Source organism: Serratia odorifera (genome assembly GCF_041448735.1).
Classification (GTDB): Bacteria; Pseudomonadota; Gammaproteobacteria; order Enterobacterales; family Enterobacteriaceae; genus Serratia_F; species Serratia_F odorifera.
This window is the reverse complement of record NZ_JBGMUT010000015.1, coordinates 53,258-63,091: the sequence shown is the minus strand read 5'-3', so window position 1 is coordinate 63,091 and position 9,834 is coordinate 53,258. Positions and strand designations below refer to the sequence as shown.

At 57.1% G+C, this 9,834-nt stretch carries 10 protein-coding genes and 1 tRNA gene; 6 read left to right on the top strand and 5 right to left on the bottom strand.

Annotated features, from left to right (window positions below; all coding sequences use genetic code 11):
• Positions 1–130: 130 nt before the first annotated feature.
• Positions 131–207, bottom strand: a tRNA-Met gene (locus ACCC84_RS21915).
• 246 nt (positions 208–453) lie between these two features.
• Between ACCC84_RS21915 and mltA the strand changes: the two genes are divergently transcribed.
• A complete protein-coding gene (mltA, locus tag ACCC84_RS21910; protein WP_004959177.1) occupies positions 454–1,608 on the top strand; it encodes a murein transglycosylase A in 1,155 nt (384 codons plus the stop codon).
• A 116-nt stretch (positions 1,609–1,724) separates the two neighbouring features.
• Entirely contained in the window at positions 1,725–2,534 is an 810-nt protein-coding gene (gene tcdA / locus ACCC84_RS21905) for a tRNA cyclic N6-threonylcarbamoyladenosine(37) synthase TcdA (protein ID WP_004959178.1), read from the top strand.
• On the opposite strand, the gene csdE is transcribed toward tcdA, so the two are convergent.
• The gene (gene csdE / locus ACCC84_RS21900; RefSeq protein ID WP_039991804.1) at positions 2,525–2,959 is read right to left on the bottom strand and encodes a cysteine desulfurase sulfur acceptor subunit CsdE; all 435 of its coding nucleotides are present in this window, start codon (positions 2,957–2,959) and stop codon (positions 2,525–2,527) included. The genes tcdA and csdE overlap by 10 nt on opposite strands.
• Positions 2,960–2,983: 24 nt before the next feature.
• On the bottom strand, positions 2,984–4,189 hold the full coding sequence (gene csdA / locus ACCC84_RS21895) for a cysteine desulfurase CsdA (protein WP_004959180.1): 1,206 nt from the start codon (positions 4,187–4,189) through the stop codon (positions 2,984–2,986).
• 192 nt (positions 4,190–4,381) lie between these two features.
• On the opposite strand from csdA, the gene ACCC84_RS21890 reads away from it, so the two are divergent.
• The 4 genes from ACCC84_RS21890 (at position 4,382) to rlmM (ending at position 7,444) form a co-directional block, all read left to right on the top strand.
• Entirely contained in the window at positions 4,382–4,606 is a 225-nt protein-coding gene (locus ACCC84_RS21890) for a YgdI/YgdR family lipoprotein (RefSeq protein WP_198773915.1), read from the top strand.
• Between the two features lie 381 nt (positions 4,607–4,987).
• A complete protein-coding gene (locus ACCC84_RS21885) occupies positions 4,988–5,905 on the top strand; it encodes a transcriptional regulator GcvA (protein WP_004959182.1) in 918 nt (305 codons plus the stop codon).
• A gap of 50 nt (positions 5,906–5,955) precedes the next feature.
• Positions 5,956–6,351, top strand: a complete 396-nt coding sequence (locus tag ACCC84_RS21880) for a DUF423 domain-containing protein (RefSeq protein ID WP_088499772.1) — start codon at positions 5,956–5,958, stop codon at positions 6,349–6,351.
• Positions 6,344–7,444 carry a 23S rRNA (cytidine(2498)-2'-O)-methyltransferase RlmM gene (gene rlmM / locus ACCC84_RS21875; RefSeq protein ID WP_004959184.1) on the top strand — a complete coding sequence of 367 codons (1,101 nt, stop codon included), beginning with the start codon at positions 6,344–6,346 and terminating at the stop codon, positions 7,442–7,444. The genes ACCC84_RS21880 and rlmM overlap by 8 nt, the downstream gene beginning before the upstream one ends.
• 93 nt (positions 7,445–7,537) lie before the next feature.
• Here the strand turns inward: rlmM and xni are convergent, their stop codons facing one another.
• Both xni and ppnN read right to left on the bottom strand, forming a co-directional pair.
• Complete coding sequence (xni, locus tag ACCC84_RS21870; RefSeq protein WP_004959185.1) at positions 7,538–8,296, bottom strand: flap endonuclease Xni; 759 nt, start codon at positions 8,294–8,296, stop codon at positions 7,538–7,540.
• Between the two features lie 51 nt (positions 8,297–8,347).
• Entirely contained in the window at positions 8,348–9,712 is a 1,365-nt protein-coding gene (gene ppnN / locus ACCC84_RS21865; protein ID WP_039991805.1) for a nucleotide 5'-monophosphate nucleosidase PpnN, read from the bottom strand.
• Between the last annotated feature and the right edge of the window lie 122 nt (positions 9,713–9,834).

The following is a 9,834-nucleotide window of genomic DNA, read 5'->3' as shown; positions in this document are numbered from 1 at the left end:
GGGGGCCGGATTTGAACCGACGACCTTCGGGTTATGAGCCCGACGAGCTACCAGGCTGCTCCACCCCGCGTCCGTCTACTGCCTTATCGAAGCCAACCCTGTTATCTGATACCGCTGGTACGGTATCGGTTGGTTGCGGGGGCCGGATTTGAACCGACGACCTTCGGGTTATGAGCCCGACGAGCTACCAGGCTGCTCCACCCCGCGTCCGATGGAAGCGCACTATACTCTCCATGATTTATGATGCAACCCCTTTTTGCAGATAATTGAATGAAAGCCATTTTATTGCTGATTTTACCCGCAATCTGCCGATTTTTTAGCAACCTGCCGGTGGCGACTTTTTTGTTGGCAGGCGATTCCTTTATCCATGGCCGTTTGTTATCGTTTTGCCGTCATATCCCTCATCTTTCGAGATATGTTGGGACAAATTATATCTGTCTAAGAGAGTGCGCGATGAAAGGACGTTGGGGCAAATACCTGCTGGGCGGGTTAGTGGTGACGGTAGTAGCGGTGCTGGCAGGCTGTTCGTCAAAGCCGACCGATCGCGGTCAGCAATATAAGGATGGGCGGCTGGAGCAATCGCTGGAGTTGGTTAATCAGCCCAATGCCCGCGGCGTACCGGTCAATGCCAAAGATTATTCAGATCAATTGATGGAAATTCAGTACGCGTCGCCGTCATTATTCAATCGCAACAACAGTACCTATCAGGCGGTGCAGAGCTGGATGGCCTCCGGTGCCGATACGCGCCAGCTGAGCCAGTTCGGTTTGAATGCCTACCAGATGGAAGGGGTAGACAACTACGGCAACGTTCAGTTTACCGGCTACTATACCCCGGTATTGCAGGCGCGCTACACCCAACAGGGCGAGTTCCGCTACCCGCTTTATCGTATGCCGCCAAAAGGCCGCGGCCGCCTGCCGGATCGCGCCGGTATCTACAGTGGCGCGCTTGATGACCGCTATATCATTGCCTATACCAACTCCCTGATGGACAACTTTATGATGGAAGTGCAGGGCAGCGGTTATGTCGACTTCGGTAACGGCCAGCCCCTGGTGTTCTTTGGCTATGGCGGCAAGAACGGCCACGCTTACCGCAGCATCGGCAAGGTGCTGATCGACCGTGGCGAAGTGGCCAAGCCGGACATGTCGATGCAGGCGATCCGCCAATGGGCTGACAGCCATAGCGAAGCGGAAGTGCGCGAACTGCTGGAACAGAACCCGTCGTTCGTGTTCTTCCGCCCTGAGTCCTTCGCGCCGGTGAAGGGCGCCAGCGCGGTGCCGCTGATCGCCAAAGCCTCGGTGGCCTCCGACCGTTCGTTAATTCCTGCCGGCACCACGCTGCTGGCGGAAGTGCCTTTACTGGACAACAAGGGTAAATTCACGGGAAAATACGAGATGCGCCTGATGGTGGCGTTGGACGTTGGCGGTGCCATCAAAGGTCAGCACTTTGACATGTACCAGGGGATCGGCCCGGAAGCCGGCCATTCGGCGGGCTACTACAACCACTATGGTCGCGTTTGGGTGTTGAAGGGCGGCAATAACAGCGCGCCGTTGTTCAGCGCCTACCAGCCAAAAGCCAATCAGAGCGGCTCGCTGCTGGTAACCCGTTAAAGCGCGACGCAGCGCGTTCCAGACCCGCAAGGGCCGGATTTTCCGGCCCTTGTCATTTGCATAATCAACAGCCTTCGCCGTTAGCCCGGCGAGCGGCCCAAGGTAAATAAAGCGTTATGAGCACCACACCTTATTCAGAAGCCTATCTGCAACGTTTTGGCGGTACGGCGCGTTTGTATGGCCAGCAGGCGCTGGCGTTGTTTGCCCAGGCGCACGTCTGCGTGATTGGCATCGGCGGTGTGGGATCGTGGGCGGCGGAAGCGCTGGCGCGCACCGGGATTGGCGCCATTACCCTGATCGATATGGATGATGTGTGCGTGACCAATACCAACCGCCAGATCCATGCGCTGAAACAGCACGTCGGCCAATCAAAAACCGAGGTGATGGCGGAACGTATTCTGGCGATCAACCCAGAATGCCGGGTGACCTGCATCGATGACTTTATTACGCCGGACAATGTGGCTGAACTGCTGACGAACAATTTCAGCTATGTTATTGACGCTATCGACAGCGTGCGACCCAAAGCGGCGTTGCTGGCCTATTGCCGGCGCTACAAGATCCCGGTGGTGACCACCGGCGGCGCGGGTGGGCAGATCGATCCGACGCAGATCGCGGTGGCCGATCTGGCGAAGACCATTCAGGATCCGCTGGCGGCCAAGCTGCGTGAACGCCTGAAGAACGACTTCAAGGTGGTGAAAAACAGCAAGGGTAAGCTGGGGATCGACTGCGTATTTTCCAGTGAACCGCTGGTTTATCCGCAGCCGGATGGCACGGTGTGCGCCTCGCGCAGTACCGCTGAGGGACCCAAGCGCATGGATTGCAGCGCCGGTTTCGGTGCGGCGACCATGGTCACCGCTACCTTTGGCTTTGTGGCGGTATCTCACGCCCTGAAGAAAATGCTGGCCAAGGCTGCGCGTCAGGCATAACGCGCGGCAATCTCTTTGACAGCGGTGGCCAGTGCAGCCAGGCCGCTGGCGCGGGTTGCGCTGAGCTGGGCGCGCAGCCCAAGTTGTTCGAACAATGCCAGCGGATCGCTCGCCAGGATCTGCGCGGGCGTTTTGCCTTCCACTGCGGTGAGTAACACTGCCAGCAGGCCGCGCACAATACGGCCTTCGCTGTCGCCATAAAAGTGCAGCGTGCCGTCTGCCAGTAACTGATGGCCAAGCCACACCCGGTTCTCACAGCCGCTCAGTTCCTGTTCTGCACCGCGTAAGTCCTGCGGCAGCGGCGGTAACTGTTTTGCCAGCAACACCAACTGTCGATAGCGGTCTTCCCACTGCTTGAACGCGGTGAAGGTGTCGATCAGCGTTTGCGCACTGATGTCACGGCCAAAGGGATGAGGGGCAAGCATGCTGTCTCCGTATGTCATAAGCGATTAATCCGCCAGCAGATCGATGGCGTTGGTCAGCGCGTTGACCAGCGCGTCGACGTCCTGTGGTGTATTGTACGGTGCAAATGAAGCGCGCAGGGTGCCACTGACGCCGAGCGCCGCCATTAATGGCTGTGCGCAATGCTGACCGGCGCGCAGCGCGATCCCCTGTTCCGCCAGCAGGGTGACGATGTCGCTGTGATGCAGATTGGCGATGTCAAACGCCAGCAGGCTGGCATCCGAACAGCGGAAACTGCGAAACCCCGGCAGCTGCGCCAGCCGCCGTTCGGCGCTGGCCGCCAGTTCTCGGCTGTAGAGTTCGGCCAGATCTCTGCTTTGGCTTTCCAGCCAGCTTAGCGCGGCGGACAGCCCCAGCACGCCGGCGATATTCGGCGTGCCGGCTTCAAAGCGATGAGGGGGCTTTTGCGGTGTAAAACCGTCGAACGACACGTCGGTCAGCATTTTACCGCCGCCTTGCCATGGCGCCATTTCCGCCAACAGTTCACTTTTACCATACAGCACGCCGATGCCGGTCGGGCCATACAGTTTATGGCCGGAAAAGGCATAAAAGTCGATATCCAGCGCCTGAACGTCGGCCGGGCAATGCACGATACCCTGAGCGCCGTCGATCATCACTTTTGCCCCGGCCGCGTGTGCCAGGCGAATGGCCAGTGACAAATCCGGGCAGCCGCCGGTGACGTTGGACATTTGCCCCAGCGCCAGCAGACGGGTGTTTTCGTTCAGCAATAGGGGAAGCTTGCTCAGATCGGGCAAATAGTCGGCGCCCAACGGCAGCTTCACCACCTGTGCACCGCTCTGCTGTGCCACCATCAGCCAGGGGATCAGATTGGCGTGGTGTTCGGCTTCGCTGACGATGATGTTGTCACCGGGCTGCAAACGTGGGCGGGCGTAGCTTTGCGCAACCAGATTGATCGCTTCGGTCGTGCCGCGCGTCCAGACGATGTCATCCGCGCTCGGCGCGTTGAGAAGCCCTGCCACTTGCTGGCGCGCCTGCTCGAAGCGGGCGGTCAGATCCTGCGCTGCTCGATGCTGGCTGCGGTGCACGGTGGCGGCGTCATTGCCGTAAAATTGCTGGGTCGCGGCAATAACCGGCAGCGGCTTCAACGCGGTAGCGGCGCTGTCCAGATAAATGCCGGCCTGCGCAAGGGCAGGAAACTGGCTGCGGAAAAGTGAAGGGTTAAACGACGTCATACAAGCTATCACTGGCTGGGACAAGCAACGATCCTGTCCTATTTTTCCGAAAGTAACAAGTTATGCCGTTCAATTGCCGCGCTTGTCTGGCATTCTTCAGTGAGTTTGTTATGCTGTTTAGTGGCATATGAAACCTTTCCTTTACTAATTTAAAAGGTTTTTTTCAGCATTTTTATCTACAAGGAGTCCACAATGAAGAAAACAGCCGCAGTAATCTCTGCCCTGATGCTTACATTCACGCTGGCAGCCTGTTCCAGTAATTATGTGATGCATACCAATGATGGACGAACCATTGTTGCTGATGGAAAACCACAGGTTGATGATGACACCGGGATGATCAGTTACAAAGATGCCAACGGCGTGGAACAGCAGATTAACCGCGCAGAAGTGAAGGAACTGGCAGAAAGCGATCAGTAAACGCCAGATAAAAAAAAGCACCGCAACGTTTGCGGTGCTGCATAAAATCACTATGGACAGACAGGGTAAATGTACAGGAAGTGAAAAAACAGTAGCTTAGCTACCACGTCCGGATTGCCGGACAATTTGCAAACACAACATCACAACCACAAGCCAAAAGTTCATCGGCGTCCTCGACACCCAATTCCTTTTCGTTCCGGCCCGGGAAGTGCCGCCACTATAGGTATTTGCTGGCGCATGCTCAACGGACAAATTATAATGCCTCGGATTAAAAAAACTAATGGCATTGGTTCACGGAAACGAGCCTGAAACCTGCCGTTCAACGCAGCCCGCTTTCCTGGCTGAGTCACTCGGAAGTTGTTACACAAAAGTAGCTAATTCATGTCTAAACGTTTACCTCCTCTTAATGCGCTGCGGGTGTTTGATGCGGCAGCACGGCACCTGAGTTTTACCAAAGCGGCAGAAGAGCTGTTCGTGACCCAGGCCGCGGTAAGCCACCAGATCAAGTCGCTGGAGGACTTCCTTGGCCTGAAACTGTTTCGGCGCCGCAACCGTTCGCTGTTGCTGACCGAAGAAGGGCAAAGTTACTATCTGGATATCAAGGAGATTTTCTCGTCGATCAATGAGGCGACGCGCAAGCTGCAGGCACGCAGCGCCAAAGGGGCGCTGACCGTCAGTTTGCCGCCCAGTTTTGCCATTCAGTGGCTGGTACCGCGCCTGTCCGGCTTTAACTCAGCTTATCCGGGCATCGACGTACGCATTCAGGCGGTGGACCGTGAAGAGGACAAGCTGGCCGACGATGTGGATGTGGCTATTTTCTATGGGCGCGGCAACTGGCCAGGCCTGCGCGCCGAGCGTTTATATGCCGAATATTTACTGCCGGTGTGTTCACCCAGCCTGTTGACCGGCGATCATGCATTAAAATCACCGGACGATCTGGCTTATCATACGCTCCTGCATGATACTTCACGCCGCGACTGGCTGGCCTATACCCGCCAGTTGGGCTTACAGCACATTAATGTGCAGCAAGGCCCGATCTTCAGCCACAGCGCCATGGTGGTACAGGCGGCGGTGCACGGGCAAGGCGTTGCGTTGGTCAATAACGTGATGGCGCAAAGCGAGATTGAAGCCGGCCGTCTGGTCTGTCCGTTTAATGATGTGCTGGTCAGCAAAAATGCTTTTTATCTGGTATGTCATGACAGCCAGGCAGAACTGGGTAAAATAGCCGCCTTTCGCCAATGGATACTGGCGCGAGCAGCCAGCGAACAGGAAAAGTTCCGCTTTCGCTATGAACAATAAATTGGCCGCGGCCTGACGGCGGCTGGTTTCTTTAATAAAGGTAAATAACGATGACAAGTCGTTCAATGCTGATTTTCGCCGCCATCAGCGGCTTTGTGTTTGTCGCCCTGGGGGCGTTTGGCGCACACGTACTGACGGGTACCCTCGGCGCCAATGAAATGGCGTGGATCCGTACCGGTCTTGATTACCAGGGGTTCCATACGTTGGCGATCCTGGCGCTGGCGGTGGCGATGCAACGTCGCGTCAGCCTGTGGTTTTACTGGAGCGGAGCGCTGTTGGCGCTCGGCACCGTGTTGTTCAGCGGCAGCCTGTATTGTCTGGCGCTGTCGCACCTGAAGGTCTGGGTGTATATCACGCCGGTTGGCGGCGTGTGCTTCCTGATCGGTTGGGCATTGATGTTGATTGGCGCGTTGCGTCTGGGGAAAAAGGCCGAGCGCCATGAATAAGATTGCGTTGTACTGCCGTCCCGGCTTTGAAAAAGAGTGTGCGGCGGAAATTACCGACAAAGCCGCGCAACTGGAGATTTTTGGTTTTGCACGGGTGAAGGAAAACAGCGGCTATGTGCTGTTTGAGTGCTATCAACCGGACGACGCTGACCGTCTGGCAAAAGAAATTCCATTCCGCGAGCTGATTTTTGCCCGTCAGCTGGTGGTGGTTGGCGAACTGCTGCGCGATCTGCCGCCTGAAGATCGGGTTTCACCGATTGTCGGTATGCTGATGGGCGTGGTCGATCGCGGTGGCGAGCTGCGGGTTGAGGTGGCGGATACCAACGAAAGTAAAGAGTTGATGAAGTTCTGCCGTAAATTGACGGTGCCGCTGCGCGCCGCGATGCGCGAACAAAAGGTGCTGATGGCGCGTGAGAACCCAACGCGGCCGGTGGTGCACGTATTCTTTATTGCGCCGGGCTGTTGCTACGTCGGCTATTCCTACAGCAATAACAACTCGCCGTTTTATATGGGCATTCCACGGCTGAAGTTCCCGTCCGATGCGCCGAGCCGTTCTACGCTGAAGCTGGAAGAGGCCTTTCACGTCTTCATTCCCGCCGATGAGTGGGACGAACGGTTGGCCAGCGGTATGCATGCGGTCGATCTGGGCGCCTGCCCTGGCGGTTGGACCTATCAGTTGGTGAAGCGCAGCATGATGGTGCATGCGGTGGATAATGGCCCGATGGCGCCAAGCCTGATGGATACCGGTCAGGTGACCCACCACCGTGCCGATGGCTTCCGCTTCGAGCCTACCAGCAGCAAGGTATACTGGCTGGTGTGCGACATGGTGGAGAAACCGGCCAAGGTGACCAGTTTAATGATCCAGTGGCTGGTCAAAGGCTGGTGCCGCGAAGCAATCTTCAACCTGAAACTGCCAATGAAAAAGCGTTACGAAGAGGTTTCGCAGAATTTGCAGAGCATCCGTGAAGCGCTTGCGGCAGCGGATATCAGCGCTGAAGTACATGCCAAGCAGTTGTATCACGATCGTGAGGAAGTGACGGTGCATGTGCGTCGTATGTGGTCGGCGATCCCTGGCCGTCGCGACGAACGTTAATCCCCGGGTTGGCGGGGGGCGCGCTGTCGGCTGCCCGCCAATCAGCCCACCATGACGCGCTAATCCCTCCGCCGCCTTCAGGAGGAATGCCGGTCAGCGTTCGGGCAGTCGCAGCTGTTGCAGGTTGCCGTTAAGCTGTAGATCGGTGCGCAGGGTGGCGATTTGCTTGCACACGTAAGCCATCTCGCGATGTTGTTCCAGTTTGCTGCGCCATTTTTCCGGGATGGCCGCCAGCTGTTGGTACACGCCATCCAGACTCCCCGCCTGTTGCAGCAATTGCACCGCCGTTTTAGGTCCGATGCCGGCGACGCCCGGTATTTTGCTGCTGCCAATCCCCGCCAATCCCCAGTAATCCGCCAACTGCTGCGGCAACACGCCGAACTCCTGCTGCACAAACGGCATATCCAGCCAGCGTTTTTGGAAGTAATCGCGGATCTGCACCTTGGGCGACAGCAGTTGGCAATAGCCTTTGTCGGTGGAGACGATGGTGACCTGATGGCCGCCGGCCGCAACTTTTACCGCCAGCGTAGCGGCCAGATCGTCAGCCTCATTACCCGCTGAATGCCAGCAGGCTACGCCGAGGGCTTCGAACGCCTGACGCAGCTGTGGCATTTCCTGTTGCAGGTTTTCCGGCATTGGCGAGCGCCCGGCCTTATAGTCCGGTAATAACTGATGCCGCCAGCTGTCACTGCGATCGTCCTCATCAAACACCGCCACCGCGTGGCTCGGGCTGCTGTGCTGAATCAACTGGCGCAAGGCGTGGCGACAGGCATCGACGCATGGCGATCCCTGTACCGCATGGATGCGGCGGATCAGGTTTAGCGCGTCGACAATAAGCAAGGATATGGGCATGACATTTACACTAATTAAAGTGGGCGGCTCGCGCCGCCCAGGGGAGGGGGATCAGGCAATGATTTCGTAGCAGGGCACGTAGGCGCTGCCCGGCAGCTTCATGCGATGCTGGGCGACAAACCCTTGTAGCAGGCTGTCCATCTGTTTCATCATCTGCCGATCGCCGTGCAGTTTGTAAGGACCAAACTGCTCGATGGCGTGAATGCCATTTTCTTTTACGTTGCCGGCGACGATGCCGGAGAACGCACGGCGCAGGGCGGCAGCCAGTTCTTCTGGCGGCTGCTCCGGCGACAGGTTGAGATTGGCCATGTTTTCATGGGTCGGCTCAAACGGCAATTGCAGATCGGGGGCGATGCGCATTGACCAGTTAAAGCTGTAGGCATCACCGGTATTACGGCGGTTTTCCTTCACCAGCGGCATTGCCAGTTTCATCTGGCGCGCCACTTCGGCCGGATCGTCAATGATAATGGTGTAGTGGCGGCGTGCTTCATCGCCCAGGGTATTCATGATGAACTCGTCCAGTACGCGGAAGTAATCGGCGCTTTCTTTCGGCCCGGTGAGGATCAGCGGCAGTACCTGGTCGCTGTTTTCCGGATTCATCAGTATACCCAGCAGATACAGCAACTCTTCTGCCGTACCGACGCCACCTGGGAAAATGATGATGCCGTGCGCGATACGCACAAAGGCTTCCAGACGTTTTTCGATATCCGGCATGATGACCAGTTCGTTCACCAGCGGGTTAGGCGGTTCGGCGGCAATGATCGACGGTTCGGTCATACCGATGAAACGACTGTTGCGGTAGCGTTGCTGGGCGTGTCCGACCGCTGCACCCTTCATTGGCGCTTCCATGGCACCCGGCCCGCAGCCGGTGCAGATATTCAGTTCACGCAGACCCAGCTCGCTACCGACCTTGCGCGCATACAGGTATTCGGTCGGGTTGATCGAGTGGCCGCCCCAGCACACCACCATGTTTGGATCTTCGTCGAGGTGCAGCGTGCGCGCGTTGCGCAGAATGGAAAACACCAGGTTGGTGATATGTGCGGAGTTCTCCAGGTTCAGATGCTGGAAGCGGCCGGCGTTGACCAACTGACCATGAACAAACAGGATATCGCGCAGTACGGCGAACAGGTTGGCTTGCAGCGAGCGAATGATGCGCCCGTCGACAAAGGCCTCCTCCGGCGGGTTGACCAGCTCCAGTTTTACCCCGCGTTCGCGGCGCAGTACGTTGATATCAAAGGTTTCATAACGCGACAGCAGCTGTTTGCTGTTGTCGGTCTGGCTGCCGGAGTTCAGCACCGCCAGCGAACAGTTGCGGAACAAACGATACAGGTCGCTGCTGGCAGTGCGCTTCAGCATGTCGACTTCCAACTGCGACAACAAATCCATCGAGCCAAGTGGGCTGATATGTGTAATCAAGGTAACTCCTTTGCACCCAATATGGGGCGGTAGTAATCCATACGGCAGCAGAACAGCATCGATTATTGTAAATGGGCTTTTCGCACACGGCGGTAAGGCTGTCACTTTGCACGCCAAGGGGC

Bases quoted from the DNA above. Each gene is read 5' to 3' on its own strand.
- mltA (WP_004959177.1), top strand. From the start codon at position 454: ATGAAAGGACGTTGGGGCAAATACCTGCTGGGCGGGTTAGTGGTGACG.
- tcdA (WP_004959178.1), top strand. From the start codon at position 1,725: ATGAGCACCACACCTTATTCAGAAGCCTATCTGCAACGTTTTGGCGGT.
- csdE (WP_039991804.1), bottom strand. From the start codon at position 2,959: ATGCTTGCCCCTCATCCCTTTGGCCGTGACATCAGTGCGCAAACGCTG.
- csdA (WP_004959180.1), bottom strand. From the start codon at position 4,189: ATGACGTCGTTTAACCCTTCACTTTTCCGCAGCCAGTTTCCTGCCCTT.
- ACCC84_RS21890 (WP_198773915.1), top strand. From the start codon at position 4,382: ATGAAGAAAACAGCCGCAGTAATCTCTGCCCTGATGCTTACATTCACG.
- ACCC84_RS21885 (WP_004959182.1), top strand. From the start codon at position 4,988: ATGTCTAAACGTTTACCTCCTCTTAATGCGCTGCGGGTGTTTGATGCG.
- ACCC84_RS21880 (WP_088499772.1), top strand. From the start codon at position 5,956: ATGACAAGTCGTTCAATGCTGATTTTCGCCGCCATCAGCGGCTTTGTG.
- rlmM (WP_004959184.1), top strand. From the start codon at position 6,344: ATGAATAAGATTGCGTTGTACTGCCGTCCCGGCTTTGAAAAAGAGTGT.
- xni (WP_004959185.1), bottom strand. From the start codon at position 8,296: ATGCCCATATCCTTGCTTATTGTCGACGCGCTAAACCTGATCCGCCGC.